Here is a 20,052-nt window from a genome sequence, read left to right as displayed (position 1 = left end):
TGATTTGTATTAATGCACTATTGTGCCTCGAAAGCGTGACTTCGTTGTCAGCGATTGTTAATTTTATGACGGGCTATTCATGCATGCGTAGTTCTGCGTTATTGTGAGTGTCTCTCATTCTGTTTTTGAATTATGTACTTTGCCATTCACCGCCTTTGCGATCGACGCTTGATGTCTAGTTTGCTCCACTATCCGGTGATCATGTTGCTGACAGGATTGTGCTTATTGAATGCGGGATTGGCACAGGCAGAAACAGGCTTTTATCCATTCACTGTCAATGAGGATGCATTGACAGGTGCGCCGGATTTTAGCGGCTTAAATCATAGTTTGACCGAAGCCGACAGGATCTTTACTAAAGGCGCCCATTTTTATCGTGTTGGCGCAGATGGTCGACCTAACACGACAGATGACATCCGGGTTCGTTTTTTTGGCATCAGTCTTAGTAGTGCTGCCAATTTCCCGAACGAAACTGATGCATCGCGTATCGCAAGGCGTTTGCGCAAGCTGGGCTTTAATGCTGTCCGCCTGCATCATCTCGATAGCATACTCAGTGACAGTGAAGACAAGCCAAGAGGTATTTTGACGACCGGGGCATTTCCCACATTCAATGCGACAGCGATCTCCCGTTTGCGCAGTTTTATTGATGCACTGAAAGCAGAAGGTATTTACGTCAACCTGAATCTGCATGTGGGTTACAGCTTTCGCCCTGCTGTGGACGGTGTGACACCATTGGCCCCCGGGGAGCGCATGCCTTATGCCAGTCACCCCTATCACTTGTTTGAGACGCGCATGATCACGCTGCAAAATGAATATGCACGTGAGTTATTACGCCGCCTTGGCTTAAGTAATGATCCGGCGCTGGCGATGATAGAGATCAATAACGAATCTTCCTTATTGGGCGCATGGCAGCGTGGTGATGTCGACGCGATCAAAGGGGAATACGAGCGCTTCTTGCAATTACAGTGGCAGCGCTGGGCGCTCAAACGCTATGGCAGTATGAATGCCGCATGCCAGCAGTGGGATGCCTGCGACTTGCCTAAACAGGGCGGCTTGTTACTTAAATCGACGGAATCCCATGTTGTAGAAGGCGCCTACGGCTGGTCTGGTAAGTTGCGCAAACTTGCGCGCAAGGGAATGGCAAAAATTGGTATCTCGTCTCCCGAAATCTTCGGCCATTCCTTTGAATCCCATACGCAAGGCGCAGGGTTGCGTGTACTCGATTTCACGCTATTTTTAACCGAGATGGATAAGCAATATCTGGAAAGCGTGCGTCGCACGATCCGTGCGGAGGTCGGTAATCTGATTCCGGTGACTGGTACGCAAATGTATTACGGTGGTGTCATGAACGCCGATGCGCAGGAAGATATGGATTATGTGGATGAACATTTTTATGTTGATCATTACGATTTTCCGCATCAGGCATGGGATAGAAACGACTGGCGTATCCGTGATAGTTCGGCACTCAAAGAAGCCTGGCCACAGTTGTTGCAAAGAGCGTATTTTCGCGATGTGAACAAGCCCTTTGTTTTGAGCGAATTCAATCAGGCATATCCAAACAGGCAAGGGGCTGAGATTGTGCCCGTCGTGACTGCTCTCGCCAGTGCACAGGACTGGGATGGGCTGTTTCTTTTTCAGTATATTGATGGCGATACGTGGAATTCTGTTCCCGACAGTTTTAACCTCAGCGGTAACTGGGCACAGTACGCTAATACTGGGACCGCAGCAGCGATGTTCCGTCTTTTTCAGATACGCCCGCTATCCGAAAAAAAAACCGTTCCGCTAAGCCTGGATGCACGGCAAATGATCGCCGCGCTTAGAGATGAATCGGCCTATCCTGCGTATTTATTGAGTCGTTACGGCCTTAGCCCCCGGAATGCATTCTCAACGCGCATCGGCATGCAATATCTTGGACAAAACAAGCCGCCCGCTCAAACTCCGCCGATATCATCAGATCCCAAGCGCGCCATTGGTGCTGTCAATGCCCCCCAAGCTATCATCGACAGCACGGCTCCGTGGCAAGGGCAGGGAAGCGGCATGCAATACATGCCCGACCCGGCGCAACTCCATGTGACGACACCGTACAGCATGATATGGACAGGCTTCAGTGATACTGATGCGTTTAGTCCGGCAGTCTCAGACGCTCAGGGAATCGCCGTGAAATTGAATCAGAGTGGCAGGCGTTTTGCCGTTGTCACCGCAACCAGCCGCGACGGACTCAGTCTGGTTAAATCAAAGAGAGTATTGCTGACAGTCGTTGCCAGTATCGTCGGCAGTCAGCCGAATACGATGCCAGAGCGTCCCAAGCAACTCATTCCTTATTCCGGTAGTAGTGGATGGTGGACTCTGGAGCCTGACGCTCAATCCGGTTCGACTGTGAACAAACCCTCAGGCCCGCGCGACGGGCAAGCGCCCGCATGGCTGGAGCGTGTGCAGGCGACAGTTTTTATACCAACTCACATGCGGAATCTGAAAGTGTTTCCGCTCGATGGTTCCGGGCGACGTGAGACGGCCTTACCCGCATCGCTAATCAAGCAGCATAAAAATGGCATTGAAATTCGATTCAATACGACTGACACTGTGACTGATATTGGTCAATCCAACCGCTTGTCGCCTTGGTATGAGCTAGTGGGGGAATAAGTACATAAGCTCATAAGCACACCAACACATACGTACTTCAGCGGGACTTACGCAAAACGACGAGTTGCTTAGCGCTGTGTACATGAGAACTTCTAAAAATCTACAAATTGAAAAATTACATCTGATTAAGCCTGATTAAGCCAATAAATCAGATGTAAAGAAACGCCAGAAAAACAGTTTTTTGGATGCCCCCACAGGGAATTTCTAAAAACTCTGCAATCCCTGTTTCGTTGAGCCGTTTACTTTTGCCTTTTCTCCGTGCCTCTGTGTCTCTGTAGTAAGAGGTCTTGGTTTTTGTGTCAGTTCTATCGACATAGTTTTTAATTTGGAGATGTTTAGAGGTTCCCCATATCGAACCGCAGGCTGGATGCGGCTTCCAAAGGTTTTTCGTGCCAACAGGCGCATTCCGCTTGCGGATTCGCTTGGGGAGTTTCTAAAACCTCTTTAATCGATATTTCATGGAACCGCTTACGCCTGTTTTTCTCTGCGTCTCCGTGTATTTGTGTCTCTGCAGTGAGAGGCTGTAGTTTCTGCGTCAGCCATAGTCACGACAGAATTGAAGGTCCAGGAACCGCCGGAGTTACCAGATTCGCACAATTGACCCGTCCACCAGCTTATTTGGCAAAATCTGATCGCAAAAATAGCAAATCGCCGCCTACTTTGAAACTAAATTTTCTTAATAAAATACGGATAAACACCAAATTTTATGATGTGAAACTAATTTTTCACAATGTGAAAAATAAATGAAGGTCTGCACAAATTATTTTTCTCATTCTGAGAGATATTATTTCACATCGCAAAAAACAGTATTTAAGTATTTGATTTTAAATGTTTAAATATTTGTTATATGTCTTATATAAGACCTTGTTGCTTCGCAAAAAATGTCCTATTATTTCTCTCAACGGAATTCACTTTTCATTAGTTTTAACAGTTTCATTTATTTTGCCCACAGGAGAGAACCATGACGACACGCGAACAACAGATTGCTGAATTGCAAAAAGACTGGGATACCAATCCACGCTGGATCGGTATCAAACGTAACTACACCGCAGCAGACGTCGTTAATCTGCGTGGCTCGATCAAAGTTGAGCACACGCTGGCGAAAAACGGCTCCATCAAGCTGTGGGATCTGGTCAATAACGAGCCATTCGTCAACGCCCTCGGCGCATTGACTGGCAATCAGGCAATGCAACAAGTTAAAGCTGGTTTGAAAGCCATCTACCTGTCCGGCTGGCAAGTTGCTGGCGACGCCAACGTTGCTGGCGAAATGTATCCAGATCAATCTTTGTATCCTGCAAACTCAGTACCACTGGTTGTGAAGCGTATCAACAACTGCCTGACACGTGCGGATCAAATCCAATGGTCTGAAGGCAAAGGCGATACAGACTTCTTCGCACCAATCGTAGCCGACGCAGAAGCTGGTTTCGGCGGCGTATTGAACGCATTTGAATTGATGAAAGCCATGATCGAAGCTGGCGCATCAGGCGTCCACTTCGAAGATCAATTAGCTTCTGTTAAAAAATGCGGCCACATGGGCGGCAAAGTATTGGTACCAACACGTGAAGCAGTAGAGAAATTGAATGCAGCACGTCTGGCAGCGGACGTCATGGGCACACCAACCGTATTGCTGGCTCGTACCGACGCAGAAGCAGCTGACTTGATCACATCTGATGTTGATGACAATGACAAACCTTTCCTGACTGGCGAGCGCACGGTTGAAGGCTTCTACAAAACTAAACCAGGTCTGCAACAAGCGATCTCCCGTGGCCTGGCTTATGCCGAATACGCCGACATGATATGGTGCGAAACTGGCAAGCCTGATCTGGAATTTGCTCAAGCATTTGCTGATGCAATCCATGCCAAGTTCCCAGGTAAATTGTTGTCCTACAATTGCTCACCATCATTTAACTGGAAGAAAAATCTGGATGACGCAACAATCGCCAAGTTCCAAAAAGAATTGGGCAAAATGGGCTACAAATTCCAATTCATCACCCTGGCTGGTTTCCATGCATTGAACTACGGCATGTTCAACCTGGCACACGGCTATGCACGTAACCAGATGTCCGCTTTCGTCGAATTGCAAGAAGCAGAGTTCGCTGCAGCAGAAAAAGGCTTTACCGCAGTTAAGCATCAGCGCGAAGTCGGTACAGGTTACTTTGATGCAGTGACACAAGTCATTCAACAAGGCCAATCGTCTACGACAGCGCTGCATGGCTCGACAGAAGATGAGCAATTCTTCGATGCTAAAAAAGTCGCTTAAGGTACTAAACTCGCTTGAGTTACTTTAGTTGATCTGAATTTTTAGCCATAAAGAAAAACCGCACGATGCAGATCGTGCGGTTTTTTATTTCTGTAGTGTTATTTCGAATAAGTTCTAAACAAACAAGACCTGAATTATTTACGTGCCCGACTGAAGCATCGCAGCCATTTTCTGATGGATCAGGTTAACTGCCTTCAAAGGACGAAGCATCACTTTAAACTCCGTGATCTTACCGTCCTCATTCCACTTGATCATATCGACACCGTTAATCTTGATGCCATCTAACTCCAGCTCAAACTCAAGAATCGCATCGCGATCGCCAGTGAGTTCCCGCACATAATGAAACGATTCATTGGCAAGCACATGAAGTGCCGCACTGAGATATTGCTTCGTAATGCTTTTTCCAACTTGAGGCGTGTTCACCACCGGTGAGTAGAAAACAGCATCCTCAGCAAGCAACGCATCAAGTCCTCGCGTATTGCGTTCCTTAACGAGTTGATGCCAGATCGCGATTGGGTCAGACGACATAAATTTCTCCGGAGCGTGGATTTAATGATGCCAAGTTTATACATTATCCCCTATAAGATCCTTGGCTTAAAATTTAAAATAGGCAATGTGATCGGCAATCGTCGAGCCCAATCCAAAATCTTTGAAGACGATTAAAACAAATATACCTTATTGTTCTGTTGATATATGAACTCGCGAACATAGTAAGAATACATATGATGGGTATTTATAAAAAACGGTCTGTGGGCTGCAGCCTACGCTTGTTAAGTACCTGATTTGGAATGACTCAGAACAATTCAGAATATCTTCAGATTTTTTTCAGGCTAAATTTGTAGCAACACGATAAATTTCCTCCTGTTTTCCCACCACAACCCAGGAGGTATTATGAGCATCATTCGTTGCAGTATTCTTGTTATTTTTCTATTGGCGATAGTACGGCCTGTGCATGCTGCACCGGTTAGCTACACCTTTGTTTCCAAACTTTCACGCGTCACCTTCAATATTGAACATCAGGGCTTTATCGAATTGGTCGGCACAATGCGCGTCGCGCCGGGGTCATTTGATTTTGATGTTGACGATTGGGGCAGATCAAACGCCGCGGTTGTTTTGCCGACCCGTTCGATCGATTTGGGTGATGCAGTCTGGAACAAGATGATGCGAGCCGATAAAAATTGGGTCAAACTATTTCAATATCCAACTATTTCGTTCAAATCGACCAAAGTAGTTCGCACGGATTCAACCCATGGCAAAATAGTTGGGGACCTGACAATAGCCGGCGTAACCAAGTCTGTGGTTCTGGATCTGAAGGTAAATAAGATAGGTATTAACGAAGTTTCTGAGCTACCGTCGATTGGGTTCACGGCATCCACAACATTGAAACGCTCTGAATTTGGGCTAGATGCCTACGAAGATTTGGTTGGGGATCTGCTCACCCTCAAGATTCAGATAGAAGCAGTGCAGGGCAAAGATACGGATGCGGGACACGATCAGACTGCCATCGGTGTTGATTAGTCTGAACGACATCTGGCTAATTCAGTGATTTTGCTAGCGAACGACTTACTTCGCTGGCGATTTCATCCTGTACGACTAGTTTGTCACTCCAGGATCTATCATAGGTTTCGGACCAGATCACGAAATGATCTGCTGCGCGGGTGAGACGCACCGCAATACGTAAGATCTTTCCAGATTTGCGCACACTGCCTTCCAGAACATAGTCAACATGTAAAGCACGAGCCACCTCCTCGGTGGCAACTTGTTTATCTTTATAGAAGAAAGAGTCAGCTGCTGGCGTGACAGGTAACCTGGTTGCTTTCGTCAATTTATTGATCAACTCCTCTACCATGCCGTCGGCAAAGGGCTCTTCAGTCATGCTATCAGTGAGATCTAAAAAAGGCAAAACGGCGATAGAGTGGACTGGCTGAACCGATATTGCAGTGCCCCTGCTGTTGGACTGCGCAACACCCTCCCAGCCCCGATATGTGACAAATGCTCCTGCTACGACCACGACAAGTGCGATCAGCACGGATATCCGGGCGGTAGGAGATTTGATTGGATAAACGACAGGCATGTTTGTCGACTCAGGAGATAGCAGCGGCGTATCAATTTCAGACTCCTTTCCTGAGCTCATGTTGCGAACGCTTGCGATCAGTTTGTAGCCGCGCCTTGGCACAGTGATGATATAAGATGGATTTTTTTGATCGTCACTCAAGGCTTTACGCAGCGTAGCGATCGCCTGATAAACTGAATCGGGCGAAACTACTACGCCTTCCCAAACTTGATCGAGCAATTCGTCGATGCTGACAACTTCGCCGGGGCGATGCGCCAGATACATCAATAACCTGGCAATGCGCCCATCGAGTTGGGAGGACATACCGTCTTTTTGTATTTCGCCTGAATTGAAGTCAACGGAATAATCGCCTATTTGCAGTCGGGTAGATGAGAGCAGCATGCGCAATAGAATTGGATTTGAATGGGAAGACAAGTTGAGCTTTGTACGACAATTTTGTTATCAGCCTGAGATGCAGTACTAGCTCGCGCAAGATTACTCTGTCTGATCAAGCCATACAAGTCCAACTCCATCGGATTGTGGATCTGCCGCATTCAGGCAACGGCTATGGCAACACGCTAGCGAGCTGACTACTTGACCCGTCAATACGGACATTTTGAATATTTTAAATATATGTATCGGAAGTATTTATAAAAAACGGCGGGTGGAACGCATAACCTACGTTTGCTGACCTGGCGTGGCAGTGATATGAAAGAGCCCCCACCCATGACCATCAGGATCTACGAAGCTGTGCGAATACATGAAGCCTAAATCCTCAGGTTTATCATAGGTTGAACCGCCCGCAGCGAGTGCCTTAGCCACCAGACCATCTACCTCTTCGCGGCTCTCACAGTTAAGATTGATCAGCATTTCTACGGCCTTGCTGGTATCGCAAATATCTTTTGGCGTGAAGTCGCGAAATCTATCCCGGGTACACAACATAGCAAAAATCGTGTCGCTGATGACTATGCACTCACCACTGTCACTGGAGAACTGCGGATTGTTTTCAAAGCCAAGTGCCTTGAAAAAGGCCAGCGATTTGGGTAAATCGGAAACCGGCAGATTAAGGAATATTTGTTTGCTCATGTAATTCACCTTTTTATCGCAGATAAGAATGAAGTTTTTTGCTGCCTAACGCGATTTCATTTTCATGTCGCAAAGATAGCCGACAAAACAAGAATAGACAATTTTTTAAATCGCTTGAGAGCCGGATGGAGGTTGAGGATATTTGTTTGCCCTGATAAATATGCGGCAAAAGTAGGTGGCGTTTCACGAACCGAATTGCGTGCAAAACTAAGGTGTGCACGCACAATAGTGGCGATGCTATTGCATATACTCCCTATGAATGAGTGAAAATATGCCTTCTTGCCCAGATAATTTGACCCCATGTTCTTGATCTCAATTGACGGACGTCCCGTGGAACCGTGCGTTTGGAATCACCTGCGATCGCTCGCTCAGTTCCACGTCGACATCATCACCCGAAAACTTCAGGCGGAACTGGTACATGTTGATGTTGCCTATTTCGTTGTATTCGACGAGAAAGGTACCGTCGGACCTCCACACTCCGCTGACTGCAACTGGCAAGCCAAAATTGCCGCCAGCGGATACGCGTGGAACCCCGTCTAGTCCGATCGGCCTTAATGGATCGCTTCGATGGCCTAGTTCTAGCTGAAGGTGCGCAACCTCAGTTCCTGAAAACGTGAGGACAAAGGACTTCAGGTCGATTGGGTTCGCCGTGAGCGTATACCGCCTGCCCGAAACCGTCCTTAGCGGCTGCGAGAGAGGTGACACTGGGCGAGGCGGCGTTGCCGCATCTTTCACTGCAGCCACTAACCGGGCAGCCGCTGACGGATTTTCAGGCATGGGCTGATCGGACTTGATGGCGCGACCTATGAACGCACCTATATCGCCAGGCTCGAACTCTCCGCCCGTAAACACGACGACAACGTTTTTCTCCGGAGATACGCTGATACGTTGACCGCCCCGACCGAGTGCTTCGAACAGCGGCGGTTGCCTATTCGGATAAATCCAGAATCCATATCCATATTTCGTATCACTGCTCATCGGCAAGGAACGTCCCTGAATGGCAGCCTCCATCAACTTCTCCGGAACGAGTTGTCGGTCTTCCCAGCGACCTTTGTTCAACCACAGATACCCTAATTTCGCCATGTCGCGGGGCTCGAGGTGGAGATCGCCCCAGCCATACGAAACACCGTGGCCATCGGCTGGCCATGCTACGTTGCTGATACCGAGTGGATTAAACAGCTCGTGGCGCGCGAAATCGAATGCGCTCAGGCCCGTTGCCTTTGTGATCGCGCTAGAAAGGATGTGCATTCCGCCGGAGCAATACTCGAAATGGCTTCCGGGCTCATCGCGCATCGGGAGATCCAGCATGAACTGGGTCCAATCGGCACTTTTCCTCATCTGGGACAGTGTGATCTCGCCGATGCTGGCGTGGCAGTCCAACCCGGAGGTCATCGTCAGCAAATGCTCGATGGCCATACGTTTTTTTTGCTCGTCCAGGTTCGCGATCCTTCGTTGATTGAAGACCGAAGTCAACGGCTGGCGAAGCTCCAGCTTATGCTTGCCAATTGCGATCCCGACGAGCGTCGACGTAACGCTCTTCGTCACCGACGCGACATCGTGGAATTGTCCATCCATGAACGGCCAGAAATAGGCATCCAGTACAACATAGCCATTGCGAACGATGGTCAGGCTGTGGATCGGCGTATGGTGGTCGCGAATGTAGTCAAACGCGCCGGCCAGCACCTGGGAATCCATCCCTTGCGCTTCCGGGGAGGAGTAGCGCCATCCGTGCGTGGGCCAGTATGTCTCTTGCGCCCATGCACTACGCACACCTGCGCCGTCGAGAACCGCCGCACACATGACACACACAGTAACGAAGCGTTTGGAAATCTGCACAAAATCTCCTGCATCTGATGTCGCTAACAAATGATTTAATTTTTATTTAAGGATGATACCCGACGTAACATAAATAGGAGGCTTGACCTACATTTCTCAAAATGATCATGAAGGCAACCGTACGTTCCACACACCGCATTAGGTGTAAAAAATTATAATTAAAGCTTAACAATATGAATTGTCGTTACACATATTTTTTCTAGTAATAGCTATAAATACGTCTTCTTGTTCAGGTGATATAAGAACACTGTAGATATGCATTTAGGGAGTATTTTTAAAAGACGGTGCGTGGAACGCACCCTACGCTTGCTAACGTGATTGCTTAGCGGCGCGCGGAAGTGGGCGAAGCCCGCTGTAGCGCGTCCGCTGGAGCTAAAGGTTAGAGATAGTTCCGTCAATACCACTCGCCGTCGTCTCCTTGAACCCGCGCTGAAAGTTTTCTTGCGACTGCCTTCATTTTCGCGATTGCATTTTTGCTAGGATTCTTGACCGTGATTTCGCCGCGAGAATAGTAGAAGTAGTGCTTCTCTTTCGAGGTCGGATCGACCCAAGAGGCCATCAATGGATTTGAAACCTGAATGGTCTCATGCGTCTTAGGATTCTCAGCGGTCGCGGTCGTGTCCATCTGAAACTGGCCATCCGACATGACGGCATTCTTCCACTCATTTTCCGAAATGGGATGTTTAGAACTCAATGCCCATTCATTGGCTCTTGTGATATGCAAGTCATAGCCCGCCAAAGCAATGCCTGGAAGGCTGAACAGCGACAACACAAAAATTCGGACAAGGAAGCGGATCATTCAAAGAGCTCTAACGTCGAGCTGAACGGGACTGCGCGGAACGCACAGCTACCGTAGAGCTGATGGTTGAAAAAGTGCTGAACGTAGAAATGCCACCATGCGCAGTTTCCGTGTCGAGCGTCGTGTTATGCGTCGGTTTCATCAATGAATTCATAAAGTTGTGAAGGTAGTTCTTGACGTAGCAATTCAAGTCCTTTTCTAGCTGCTAATCTAAATCTTTGCAATTCATCATCCGACCAGTAAGTATCGGAGTCCGATGGAGCATCCCAATCAAGTGATGTATCAAACCACGCAACTAAATATTGCAACGCACGCTTTGTATTTTCAGGAAGAGGTAATGTCCAGTGATCGATAGGATAGCCAAATTTTTCTCGAGTAGCTTCGTTCTTCGCCCACAGACAGATTCCACTACCTGGATCAAAAAAATATCGAACTACGTAAGTCATCGGATAGTACTCATAGACGTATAACGCAAAGTTGAGGTGAGCCAAAAAATGCAGCCAATCTGTACGGAAAATACTTTCACGGCGTCACCCTCGAACGTTAAGTTAAACCTCTGGTCGCGGAAAGACACTGAATTCAACATCAGACGCTTCAATGACCCATCGAGATTCTATACCTGGCCTACCAGCCCATTCGATTTCATGTAGAAGATGCCCTTTCGTTGAAAGACGAAATTCGTCGTACCTCCAATCGCAATGACCATTATCGCTGACATCGTTGCTTAAGGTGTATGCAAAGACCTTTGGGTAGAAGAACTCAAGATAGTTATCATGGTATGCGCCAAGCAATCGAATTCGCAAACTAAGGTGACGAATTTCGCTTCGTTCGCCGGACGCCGGTTCTTCAAACCTAGCCCACTCAAGCCAAGCGTCATGCGGGGCACGATGGTCATCAAAACCGTAGTACCAATCTGATGTTGCCAACGTGTAGGCACTTGCAGGAAAGTTGGACTTATTTAGCGATAGATATTGCTGGTATTCATACCACAGGTCTTGTGCTTGCTCTGAATCGCGCTCTGCTGAAAGAATGTACGTCATGTTGGGGAAGATGTTTAACGTTCAATTGTGCGGCGCGCGCACTGATTAATAAAATACAGCGAAACAATCTTTCGCGCGTCCGCTACGGATGTCATGTTAAAGCACATATACGCCTACCTTTGCCGCTTCTGCTCTAAGTACCTCTAACGAAGCGCTATCTCTTAAATAGACATGATGCGTATAGTCCCAACTTTCTGTGTAAATGAGTTGCAAAGCTGGAACAACAAAAATGAATCTATGCCGATGGCTCGCGAAGTAATTTAAAGGCACCAATGTTCTTCTTGCATCATCAGATTTAAAAGCTCTAAAAGTAACGCGCTCCTTGTGCCTTCCGACGCATTTAATTAAATATGATTCAAATGTCGATGTAAGACCACACACAAATGAATGTAATTTCGCGTCGTAAATTTTTTGTTTTTCGATTGGCACATCGTTTAGCTCTTTGACCGCCTCATCTTCAGTTAGCCAATGATCGAATACCGTAATAGCTACTTGTTGATAGTCGTGTTTATTTTCATTGTTTATGATCGCGGATAATTTAGGAAAAGAATCCATCAGTTTGGACTGATAATTTTTGTCTAGAGTTTGAAAACGGCGATTGTTCATTCGTTGAAATCTTGTGCTTTAACGTTTGAGATGAGAGGCGGCGCCCGGCTCGCCGGGTGACGTCCTCTCGATTGAAGGGTTAGGCGCCAACACGGCCGCTAGCCCATTTGCATTTGAAGAACAAACGGAACGAATGGTGGAGCTTTTGTCTTTACGCCGCCGTACGACTTCTTGAAGCACTGCGCCTTGGCGTTCTCTACGTCCGAGAGCACACGTTCGATGACCGCATACTCGCTCTTTGCCGGCCGGGTTATTACCAGCATTAGGTTCACTGGACCTGGTGCCAGCGAGTAGCAACCGTCTTTCTCGTCGAGGTGGAAATGGTTGTTGAACTGAGCGAACTCTGCTGCATAGGCTTGGTACTTGGTGTCGTCCTTCGTTCTCTCCCATGTGGCTTTCGCGGACAGGTATGAATTGGGTGCGTCTGCCGCGAAGGCTATCGTGGTTCCGACCACGGCGAGAATTGCAGCTACTCGATTCAGCACAGCCTCTCCTTGTTGGCGCCTAGCGCAGAGCTACCCGGAACTGCGTATTACAACCGCAAACCGGAGAGAAAATAATTGAAAAAATGCCGAACGTCGAAACGCCAAAATGCGCAGTTTCCGAGTTCAGCGCCATGTTATGTTCAGGCATTGAAGCCCTCTTGATACGCTGAAAGTGCATTTTCAAGTTCACTTCGACACCCTTCTACCGATCCATATGTGCCACTCTGTGCCAATGAAAGCGAATCATCGATGGAATCGAAGACGTAATACTCATCATCTCCCAATGCGGTCGATAGGGTTACTTGCATTGCTTGTTTAGTGATTCGTTCAACATTTAACGGGTTAGAGCTAAATTCTTTATTCAAAGCATTGAGAAGCCATTTTCCGGCGAGCTGAATATCGCGTTCGCCTGTTACAGCATTTAATTTCTCATTGATCTCGGGCAGTCCACTGCTCAAAGCGACATCGATAATATCAGTTGATGAACTATCCACAGATTCAACAACTGAGGATGCCCAATCCTTTGCTTGCTGAAGAGTCACGATACCTGCCTCAAGGCCGTAAAGGTAATATGCGGCGATCGTAGCATTAGTTGGATTCGGCATTGTTCGAAGAATCATGAAACATAACGTTTGACATGAGAGGCGGCGCCCGGCTTGCCGGGTGACGTCCTCTCGATGGAAGGGTTAGGCGTCTGTTGGAAAGCGGCTTGGTTGCGCATGATTTCAGAGCTTCCCGCCGAGGCTGGCATACGAAGCATCTGACCAATAGTGATCTCTCGTACGAAAGACGATTGCTCCGTGCGACTGCAGCAGCTCCAGTGCTTCGGATGTGAAGTTGTGCGCTACGGCGACTATTGGATCACCTTGCGGCTGCGCTTTCGCTAACGCCTTAGAAGCGGACTTCGAGTTAACGATGGACGAAGACTCGCCTTGCATTCCGGGATAGGAAAGAACCGTGTACGAAGGCTGCGTGAGGCGCGATGCATCAATGACGCTTCGATACTCATTGGCCACACGATTCGCTACTGACTCGGCTGCGACCTTGTGATGAATGATCGGTTTCAGTGGCATTGAGACGTCTAACGTGATTTAATTTTCATTTTGCAATGATAACCGATGGAGCAAAAAAAGTAGCTTGCTCTACATCTCTTGAAATGCTCATGGGCATGAGCTACATTTGGTTATGCTGATTAAACATACAGTATAACCAAATGGACAAAAATGTCATTCCCGTAAAACCTCGATTACTTGACCAGATGCGTGAACGCTTGCGTTAGAAGCATTACAGCTTGTCAACAGAAAAGGTCTGTGTATATTGGATACGTTTCTTTATACGCTGGTCTGGACTTCGTCATCCTGTTGAAATGGGGGCGTCCGAGATAGAGGCATTTTTGACGATGCTGGCAACCGAGCGGCAAGTATCCGCATCTACCCATAAACAAGCTTTAAGCGCTATTTTATTTTTGTATAGAGAAGTGATTCAAGTTGATTTGCCTTGGATGCAGCAAATTGGTCGGCCAAAAACATCGCAACGTTTGCCGGTGGTGTTGACGGCTCTGGAGGTGAAGGCGATATTCATTGTTTTGAATGCCAGTCATCCAGAATTTGCCTTATTTACCAAACTACTTTTTGGCACTGGGATGCGGGTTATGGAAGCGGCGCGTTTAAGGACTAAGGATATTTTATTTGAGCGAGGCGCGATTATTATTCGCGAGGCCAAAGGCGGGAAAGACCGCGTTGTGATGTTGCCAATCAGTTTGCAACGTGATTTGCAGGACCAATTGCAGCAAAGCAAGTTACTTTGGCAAATGGACGTTGATATGCAAAAAAGTGGCGTTGAAATGCCCTTTGCATTGGCTAAAAAATATCCGCGAGCCGGGCATAGTCTGGCGTGGTTTTGGGTGTTTCCTCAAAAAAATCTCGCGACTGATCCAATATCTGGCGTAGTGCGCCGGCATCATCTTTTTGTTCAAACATTTCGCCGTGCTTTTACTGCTGCGTTAAGGCATACAGGCAACCATAAGCCGGCAAGTCCGCATACGTTGCGTCATTGTTTTGCGCCCCATCTATTGCAAAGTGGTTGCGATATTCGTACTGTGCAAGATTTGCTGGGGCATGCTGATGTCAGCACTACGATGACCTACACTCATGTGTTAAAAGTAGCTGGTGGCGTACGCAGCCCGCTGGATACCATGGCGTAATTTTTTAATATCGGATAGTACAAATTGTCATCAAGCTGCATGTCCTTCCTATCTCTGCGAATTGATTGCAACAGATGGAAATGTCAGTTTATTTTGAATGGCGTTTCGCTCGTTGAGATTGGCGTTCACGCTGAAGCACGCCAATAAATTTCATCCCCTGCGTCGTATAACGTTGCCACAGACGACGTGGTTCGCTGGCTAGGCGCCAGAACCATTCCATGCCGATTTTTTGCATCCACAATGGAGCGCGTTTTTTTTGTCCTAAGGCGAATTCCATGGCGGCACCGACGCAGAGTAGTAATGGTGCATTGTTCTCGGTAAATTCTTTGCGGTAGCGCAGGCACCAGCGTTCTTGTTTGGGCATGCCCAGGCAGACAAAGACGATGTTAGGTTGCGCTTGCTGGACTAGACGCATGGCTTCTGCGCCTTCTTCGCCGTCTGCGGAGAATTGCATCGATGGGCAAAAAATACTGACGTTTAAGCCGGGGTAAGTTTGTGCGAACGATGCTAACAGTGCGGCTTCTTGTCCCGGTTGTCCGCCGATTACAAAAATCGATAGTTGTCTTTGTATCGCACCTTGGCACAGCGAGACGAATAAATCGGCACCGGTGACGCGTTCTGGTAAGGGCGTTGCTACCATTTTACTGGCCCAGATAATTGGCATGCCGTCGGCAAAAATATAATCGGCTTCGGCATATTGCGCTTTAAAAATCGGGTCACTATCTAGCTTGACGACGTGATCGACGTTGGGTGTGACGACGATGCGGCTGGTGTGATTGCGCTGGCTGGCGACCTTTAGCAGATGTGCCGTTGCCTGGTCAAATGTACAGGCACGAATATCGAGTCCGAATAAATGGCTGATCTGTAGTGCTGGGTCGCTTGGCAAATGGTCGTTGGCTGAGGGCATGGGGTAATATTCGCAGAGGGTTGCACATAAAGAATTTTGATTATCTCAGCTATCGTGGTGTTTCTGTATTCGAAAGTATCAACATGTTTCATAAAAACTGTAAAACCAGAATAAAAATTTGCGGCTTGACGCAGGCAGACGATGTGCGGCGTGTGGTTGCTGCTGGTGCGGATGCGTTAGGCTTTGTGTTTTATCCACCTAGTCCGCGGTATGTCACGCCCGCAGTGGCGGCGAATCTGGTGAGGGAGATTTCGCCATTTGTGATGTCGGTCGGTTTGTTTGTGAATGCGACGATGGAGGAGTTGCGGGCGACGGTGGCTGTGGTGCCGCTGCAGTTATTGCAGTTCCACGGTGATGAGACCGCTGCGCAATGTCACGCCCTTGCCAGCGCCGTGAACCGGCCATTTATTAAAGCTTTTCGGGTCAAGCCCACCACAAGCGCGGCTGATTTGCTAGAATATGAGTCAGAATATCGTGCGGCAAGTCCTTTGTTTGCCGGATTATTGCTTGATACCTTCGTCGATGCGTACGGAGGTAGTGGAAAGGTTTTTGATTGGTCTCTCATCCCAAAAGAACTCGCGCCTCGGGTCGTTTTAAGTGGTGGCTTGAGCGTGCAAAACGCGACTGACGCGGTGCGTCAGGTTCGTCCGTTTGCGGTCGATATCAGTAGTGGTGTCGAACTGAGCAAAGGGATTAAGGATGATGTCAAGGTACGGGCTTTTATTGAGGCCGTGCACTTGGCAGACAATGAAAACTAGCTAATCAGCGTTGTTAATGAGTTTTGTCATTATGCTCTCTTAATGCGCTTAGCTAATCGCCACTGAAAGTAAAATCATGAGCACGATTAATCCTCTGTCGCCAACCCAACCGGGTTTGCAGTCTGCGTCTCAAACTAATCCGCAGGCAATTTTCCATGCGGCTGAATACAATTTCCCCGATGCGCGCGGTCATTTCGGCCAATATGGCGGTACCTTTGTGTCAGAAACCCTGACCCATGCGCTCAACGAGTTAAAAGAAAACTATGCACGTTATCAAAACGATCCGGAGTTCTTAGCTGAATTCCGCGATGAGTTGCATCATTTTGTTGGTCGCCCGTCTCCTGTGTATCACGCCAAGCGCATGTCGGAAATCAATGGCGGTGCGCAAATCTATTTCAAACGTGAAGACTTAAACCATACCGGCGCGCACAAAATCAACAACGTCATCGGCCAGGCTTTACTCGCCAGACGCATGGGCAAGCCGCGTGTGATCGCCGAAACCGGCGCAGGGCAGCATGGTGTAGCAACTGCCACGATCTGCGCACGTTTTGGCCTGGAATGCGTCGTCTACATGGGGTCAGAAGACGTCAAGCGCCAGGCGCAAAACGTGTACCGCATGAAGCTGCTCGGCGCCACCGTAGTGCCGGTCGAGTCAGGTTCCAAGACTTTAAAAGACGCGCTGAACGAGGCGATGCGCGACTGGGTCGCCAATGTGGACAATACGTTTTACATCATCGGTACCGTCGCTGGCCCGCACCCCTATCCGATGATGGTGCGTGATTTTCAGTCGGTGATCGGTGAGGAATGCTTATGGCAGATGCCGGAAATGACTGGTCGTCAGCCGGACGCTGTGCTGGCTTGCGTCGGCGGCGGCTCAAATGCAATCGGGATTTTCTATCCCTACATCGACCAAAAAAATGTGCAGTTAATCGGTGTGGAAGCGGCAGGCGAGGGCATGGAAACAGGTAAGCACTCGGCGTCGCTGACGGCGGGCTCACCTGGTGTGCTGCACGGCAATCGTACTTATTTGCTGCAAGACGTCAATGGCCAGGTCATCGAGACACACTCGGTATCCGCTGGCCTGGATTATCCGGGGGTAGGGCCAGAGCACGCCTGGTTGAAGGATATTGGCCGTGCCCAGTACGTGACGATTACTGACGTTGAGGCGCTGCAAGCCTTCCATGATTGCTGTCGGATCGAAGGCATTATCCCGGCCTTGGAGTCTAGCCACGCACTCGCGTACGCCGCCAAACTCGCTGCGACTCTCCCTAAAGATAAAATCATTTTGGTGAACTTGTCTGGTCGCGGTGATAAGGACATGCATACCGTGGCCGAAAAGGCCGGGCTGAAGTTCTATTAACTGAGTCGCTGACTTTACTCTCCGATGAGTCCTTTGTTTGGTAGTTAACTTGGGAATTAGTTTGAAAATTAGCTTAAGAATCAACTTAGGTGAATAAAATCGGTTGAGTAAAGTTAGTAGTGCATATACTCCCCCTTTAACTTAATAAAATACTGCCTTATCCGCTTATTTTTATTAGGGATTGAAAATATACAGAGTGGGAGTATATGTTTTTAATAAGGTCAGGCTATCTAAGTCACTTAAGTCATTCACGCGAAAAATTACCATGTCAAGAATACAAACTACATTAGCCGCATTGGCTGCCAACCATAAAAAAGGCCTGATTCCCTTCATCACTGCCGGTGACCCCGCACCTGCGCTGACGGTGCCTTTGATGCATGCTCTGGTAGAGGGTGGTGCCGATATCATTGAGCTGGGCGTGCCATTTTCTGATCCGATGGCGGATGGCCCTGTGATTCAGCGGGCGTCTGAGCGGGCTTTGCTGCATGGTGTCGGCTTGCGCGATGTATTACAATTCGTACGCGAATTTCGCACCGGCAATCAGACAACGCCCGTCGTGCTGATGGGGTATGCCAATCCTATAGAGCGTATGGGAATAGATGCTTTTATCGTACAAGCCTCCGGCGCCGGCGTGGATGGCGTGCTGGTCGTCGATTATCCGCCCGAAGAATGTGAAGAGTTCGCTGGCAAAATGCATGAGCAGGGCATGGACACGATTTTTCTGCTGGCACCGACATCAACCGATGAACGTATTGAGCAAGTTGGTAAAATTGCTACGGGTTACGTGTATTACGTATCACTCAAGGGAGTAACAGGGTCTGGAAGTCTGGATCTGGATGCTGTGGCGGAGATGATTCCACGTATCAAAAAACACGTGAAAGTCCCGGTGGGCGTCGGTTTTGGGATTCGTGACGGTGCCACGGCACGTGCGATTTCGACGCTGGCGGATGCAGTTGTGATAGGCTCTCGCATTATTCAAGAACTGGAAAGTACGCCCCACGAAAATGCGGCGGCAGCTGTAAAAAGCTTTATTTCTGGTGTCAGACAGGCTTTAGACGAGTAAAATACGCTCCGAAACTGTTTGACCGTCTAGGAAGAACATGATGCTTGCGTGCAAAATTTGTACGCAAGCCGAATTCAGGAGAAATTATGAGTTGGCTAGAAAAATTGCTACCACCGCGCATACAGCGCTCAGAATCTGCAAACCGCAAGTCCATCCCCGAAGGTCTATGGGTCAAGTGCCCGTCCTGTGAAGCGGTTCTCTACCGCTCTGATCTAGAAGCAAATATCCATGTATGCCCTAAGTGCAGTCACCACATGCGCATCAGTGCGCGTGAACGTCTGGATGCCTTGCTGGATGCTGGCGGCCGCTATGAAATCGGTCAAGAGATTCTGCCTATCGATACGCTGAAATTCAAAGACAGCAAAAAATACACAGATCGCCTGAAAGACGCGCTCGAAGCGACGGGCGAGACCGATTCGATGGTGGTCATGGGCGGTTCTATTATGTCCGTGCCGGTCGTTGTATCTTGCTTCGCTTTTGAATTCATGGCCGGTACGATGGGCTCTGTATTGGGCGAGCGTTTTGTGCGTGGCGCGCAAGCGGCGATAGACCAAAAAGTACCATTCATCTGTATCACTGCCAGTGGCGGCGCTCGTATGCAAGAGGGCTTGTTGTCCTTAATGCAGATGGCAAAAACGACTTCGATGCTGACCAAGCTGTCAGAGAAGAAATTGCCTTTTATTTCAGTATTGACGGATCCTACGACCGGTGGCGTGTCTGCTTCTTTCGCGTTTCTGGGTGACGTTGTCATGGCGGAACCAAAAGCCTTGATCGGTTTTGCCGGACCGCGTGTGATCGAAAATACCGTGCGTGAAAAACTGCCGGAAGGCTTCCAGCGTTCTGAGTTCTTGCTGCAAAAAGGCGCTATCGACATGATCGTCGACCGCCGCAAAATGCGTGAAGAAATCGCTCGTTTATTGGCTCTCTTGCAAAATCAATCTGCTGAAGCCGTCGCTTAA

19 protein-coding genes and 1 pseudogene are annotated in these 20,052 nt (G+C 48.4%); 8 read left to right on the top strand and 12 right to left on the bottom strand.

The window, feature by feature from the left end; genetic code table 11:
• Nucleotides 1-171: 171 nt before the first annotated feature.
• On the top strand, nt 172-2,637 hold the full coding sequence (locus ACO0K4_RS19255; protein WP_422958298.1) for a capsular biosynthesis protein: 2,466 nt from the start codon (nt 172-174) through the stop codon (nt 2,635-2,637).
• Between the two features lie 961 nt (nt 2,638-3,598).
• Complete coding sequence (aceA, locus tag ACO0K4_RS19250; protein WP_422958297.1) at nt 3,599-4,897, top strand: isocitrate lyase; 1,299 nt, start codon at nt 3,599-3,601, stop codon at nt 4,895-4,897.
• Nucleotides 4,898-5,035: 138 nt separating this feature from the next.
• Here the strand turns inward: aceA and ACO0K4_RS19245 are convergent, their stop codons facing one another.
• The gene (locus tag ACO0K4_RS19245; RefSeq protein ID WP_422958296.1) at nt 5,036-5,425 is read right to left on the bottom strand and encodes a nuclear transport factor 2 family protein; all 390 of its coding nucleotides are present in this window, start codon (nt 5,423-5,425) and stop codon (nt 5,036-5,038) included.
• Nucleotides 5,426-5,788: 363 nt separating this feature from the next.
• On the opposite strand from ACO0K4_RS19245, the gene ACO0K4_RS19240 reads away from it, so the two are divergent.
• Complete coding sequence (locus ACO0K4_RS19240) at nt 5,789-6,415, top strand: YceI family protein (protein WP_422958295.1); 627 nt, start codon at nt 5,789-5,791, stop codon at nt 6,413-6,415.
• A gap of 16 nt (nt 6,416-6,431) precedes the next feature.
• Here the strand turns inward: ACO0K4_RS19240 and ACO0K4_RS19235 are convergent, their stop codons facing one another.
• From ACO0K4_RS19235 to ACO0K4_RS19190, 10 genes are all read right to left on the bottom strand, one after another.
• Nucleotides 6,432-7,274 (bottom strand): winged helix-turn-helix domain-containing protein, encoded by an 843-nt coding sequence (locus tag ACO0K4_RS19235; RefSeq protein WP_422958294.1) that lies wholly within the window; start codon nt 7,272-7,274, stop codon nt 6,432-6,434.
• Between the two features lie 354 nt (nt 7,275-7,628).
• Nucleotides 7,629-8,036 (bottom strand): VOC family protein, encoded by a 408-nt coding sequence (locus ACO0K4_RS19230; protein WP_422958293.1) that lies wholly within the window; start codon nt 8,034-8,036, stop codon nt 7,629-7,631.
• Between the two features lie 312 nt (nt 8,037-8,348).
• Complete coding sequence (locus tag ACO0K4_RS19225) at nt 8,349-9,872, bottom strand: serine hydrolase domain-containing protein (RefSeq protein ID WP_422958292.1); 1,524 nt, start codon at nt 9,870-9,872, stop codon at nt 8,349-8,351.
• Nucleotides 9,873-10,266: 394 nt separating this feature from the next.
• Nucleotides 10,267-10,671: a hypothetical protein gene (locus ACO0K4_RS19220; protein WP_422958291.1), complete on the bottom strand. Its 405-nt coding sequence runs from the start codon at nt 10,669-10,671 to the stop codon at nt 10,267-10,269.
• Between the two features lie 125 nt (nt 10,672-10,796).
• A complete protein-coding gene (locus ACO0K4_RS19215; RefSeq protein WP_422958290.1) occupies nt 10,797-11,117 on the bottom strand; it encodes a hypothetical protein in 321 nt (106 codons plus the stop codon).
• Between the two features lie 102 nt (nt 11,118-11,219).
• Nucleotides 11,220-11,711, bottom strand: a complete 492-nt coding sequence (locus ACO0K4_RS19210; RefSeq protein ID WP_422958289.1) for a hypothetical protein — start codon at nt 11,709-11,711, stop codon at nt 11,220-11,222.
• A 96-nt stretch (nt 11,712-11,807) separates the two neighbouring features.
• Nucleotides 11,808-12,317 carry a hypothetical protein gene (locus ACO0K4_RS19205; RefSeq protein WP_422958288.1) on the bottom strand — a complete coding sequence of 170 codons (510 nt, stop codon included), beginning with the start codon at nt 12,315-12,317 and terminating at the stop codon, nt 11,808-11,810.
• Nucleotides 12,318-12,415: 98 nt separating this feature from the next.
• On the bottom strand, nt 12,416-12,802 hold the full coding sequence (locus ACO0K4_RS19200; RefSeq protein WP_422958287.1) for a hypothetical protein: 387 nt from the start codon (nt 12,800-12,802) through the stop codon (nt 12,416-12,418).
• 140 nt (nt 12,803-12,942) lie between these two features.
• On the bottom strand, nt 12,943-13,407 hold the full coding sequence (locus tag ACO0K4_RS19195) for a hypothetical protein (protein ID WP_422958286.1): 465 nt from the start codon (nt 13,405-13,407) through the stop codon (nt 12,943-12,945).
• Nucleotides 13,408-13,527: 120 nt separating this feature from the next.
• Nucleotides 13,528-13,875, bottom strand: a complete 348-nt coding sequence (locus tag ACO0K4_RS19190; RefSeq protein ID WP_422958285.1) for a hypothetical protein — start codon at nt 13,873-13,875, stop codon at nt 13,528-13,530.
• A 140-nt stretch (nt 13,876-14,015) separates the two neighbouring features.
• Here ACO0K4_RS19190 and ACO0K4_RS19185 point away from each other — a divergent pair.
• Nucleotides 14,016-15,005, top strand: a pseudogene (locus tag ACO0K4_RS19185) (integron integrase).
• 88 nt (nt 15,006-15,093) lie between these two features.
• Here ACO0K4_RS19185 and ACO0K4_RS19180 read toward each other — a convergent pair.
• A complete protein-coding gene (locus ACO0K4_RS19180) occupies nt 15,094-15,912 on the bottom strand; it encodes a WecB/TagA/CpsF family glycosyltransferase (RefSeq protein WP_422958284.1) in 819 nt (272 codons plus the stop codon).
• An 83-nt stretch (nt 15,913-15,995) separates the two neighbouring features.
• Here ACO0K4_RS19180 and ACO0K4_RS19175 point away from each other — a divergent pair, with 83 nt between their 5' ends.
• The 4 genes from ACO0K4_RS19175 (at nt 15,996) to accD (ending at nt 20,052) form a co-directional block, all read left to right on the top strand.
• Nucleotides 15,996-16,670: a phosphoribosylanthranilate isomerase gene (locus ACO0K4_RS19175; RefSeq protein ID WP_422958283.1), complete on the top strand. Its 675-nt coding sequence runs from the start codon at nt 15,996-15,998 to the stop codon at nt 16,668-16,670.
• Between the two features lie 76 nt (nt 16,671-16,746).
• Nucleotides 16,747-18,030 carry a tryptophan synthase subunit beta gene (gene trpB, locus ACO0K4_RS19170; RefSeq protein WP_422958282.1) on the top strand — a complete coding sequence of 428 codons (1,284 nt, stop codon included), beginning with the start codon at nt 16,747-16,749 and terminating at the stop codon, nt 18,028-18,030.
• A 265-nt stretch (nt 18,031-18,295) separates the two neighbouring features.
• Nucleotides 18,296-19,093: a tryptophan synthase subunit alpha gene (gene trpA, locus ACO0K4_RS19165; protein WP_422958281.1), complete on the top strand. Its 798-nt coding sequence runs from the start codon at nt 18,296-18,298 to the stop codon at nt 19,091-19,093.
• An 86-nt stretch (nt 19,094-19,179) separates the two neighbouring features.
• Nucleotides 19,180-20,052 (top strand): acetyl-CoA carboxylase, carboxyltransferase subunit beta, encoded by an 873-nt coding sequence (gene accD / locus ACO0K4_RS19160; protein WP_422958280.1) that lies wholly within the window; start codon nt 19,180-19,182, stop codon nt 20,050-20,052.

The sequence above is a fragment of the Undibacterium sp. RuTC16W genome (assembly GCF_049339445.1).
Lineage (GTDB): Bacteria > Pseudomonadota > Gammaproteobacteria > Burkholderiales > Burkholderiaceae_D > Undibacterium.
This window is presented reverse-complemented; position numbering and strand designations above follow the sequence as displayed.

What these genes read in the sequence shown, in the direction of transcription:
- ACO0K4_RS19255 (WP_422958298.1), top strand. Translation starts at nt 172, where the DNA reads ATGTCTAGTTTGCTCCACTATCCGGTGATCATGTTGCTGACAGGATTG.
- ACO0K4_RS19230 (WP_422958293.1), bottom strand. Translation starts at nt 8,036, where the DNA reads ATGAGCAAACAAATATTCCTTAATCTGCCGGTTTCCGATTTACCCAAA.
- ACO0K4_RS19220 (WP_422958291.1), bottom strand. Translation starts at nt 10,671, where the DNA reads ATGATCCGCTTCCTTGTCCGAATTTTTGTGTTGTCGCTGTTCAGCCTT.
- trpA (WP_422958281.1), top strand. Translation starts at nt 18,296, where the DNA reads ATGTCAAGAATACAAACTACATTAGCCGCATTGGCTGCCAACCATAAA.
- ACO0K4_RS19175 (WP_422958283.1), top strand. Translation starts at nt 15,996, where the DNA reads ATGTTTCATAAAAACTGTAAAACCAGAATAAAAATTTGCGGCTTGACG.
- ACO0K4_RS19195 (WP_422958286.1), bottom strand. Translation starts at nt 13,407, where the DNA reads ATGCCGAATCCAACTAATGCTACGATCGCCGCATATTACCTTTACGGC.
- ACO0K4_RS19245 (WP_422958296.1), bottom strand. Translation starts at nt 5,425, where the DNA reads ATGTCGTCTGACCCAATCGCGATCTGGCATCAACTCGTTAAGGAACGC.
- trpB (WP_422958282.1), top strand. Translation starts at nt 16,747, where the DNA reads ATGAGCACGATTAATCCTCTGTCGCCAACCCAACCGGGTTTGCAGTCT.
- ACO0K4_RS19205 (WP_422958288.1), bottom strand. Translation starts at nt 12,317, where the DNA reads ATGAACAATCGCCGTTTTCAAACTCTAGACAAAAATTATCAGTCCAAA.
- ACO0K4_RS19210 (WP_422958289.1), bottom strand. Translation starts at nt 11,711, where the DNA reads ATGACGTACATTCTTTCAGCAGAGCGCGATTCAGAGCAAGCACAAGAC.
- ACO0K4_RS19215 (WP_422958290.1), bottom strand. Translation starts at nt 11,117, where the DNA reads ATGACTTACGTAGTTCGATATTTTTTTGATCCAGGTAGTGGAATCTGT.
- ACO0K4_RS19235 (WP_422958294.1), bottom strand. Translation starts at nt 7,274, where the DNA reads ATGTCCTCCCAACTCGATGGGCGCATTGCCAGGTTATTGATGTATCTG.
- ACO0K4_RS19190 (WP_422958285.1), bottom strand. Translation starts at nt 13,875, where the DNA reads ATGCCACTGAAACCGATCATTCATCACAAGGTCGCAGCCGAGTCAGTA.
- aceA (WP_422958297.1), top strand. Translation starts at nt 3,599, where the DNA reads ATGACGACACGCGAACAACAGATTGCTGAATTGCAAAAAGACTGGGAT.
- ACO0K4_RS19180 (WP_422958284.1), bottom strand. Translation starts at nt 15,912, where the DNA reads ATGCCCTCAGCCAACGACCATTTGCCAAGCGACCCAGCACTACAGATC.
- ACO0K4_RS19240 (WP_422958295.1), top strand. Translation starts at nt 5,789, where the DNA reads ATGAGCATCATTCGTTGCAGTATTCTTGTTATTTTTCTATTGGCGATA.
- accD (WP_422958280.1), top strand. Translation starts at nt 19,180, where the DNA reads ATGAGTTGGCTAGAAAAATTGCTACCACCGCGCATACAGCGCTCAGAA.